Annotated in this window: 1 protein-coding gene; it reads left to right on the forward strand. The window is 67.4% G+C overall.

The genetic code is table 11. The annotated features are described in order from the left end of the window. Nucleotides 1–276, forward strand: a 276-nt coding sequence (locus tag JL37_RS29645; protein WP_043549078.1) for a phosphate acyltransferase, incomplete at both ends; no start/stop codon positions are given.

Here is a 276-nt window from a genome sequence, read left to right on the forward strand (position 1 = left end):
CTGGGCGAGGACGTCGAGGTGACCAACCCGGAATACGACGAGCGTTTCCACCAGTACTGGACGACGTACTGGGAACTGATGTGCCGCCGCGGCATCACCAAGGAAATGGCGCGGGTGGAGATGCGCCGCCGCCTGACCCTGATCGGCGCGATGATGGTGCACCTGGGCGACGCCGACGGCATGGTCTGCGGCACGGTGGGCGCGTACCACGACCACCTGCGCTTCGTGGACGAGGTGATCGGCCGCCGTCCGGGGCACAACGTGTACGCGGCCATG

Origin of the sequence: Achromobacter sp. RTa (assembly GCF_000757485.1) — a bacterium.
Taxonomy (GTDB): domain Bacteria; phylum Pseudomonadota; class Gammaproteobacteria; order Burkholderiales; family Burkholderiaceae_B; genus Achromobacter.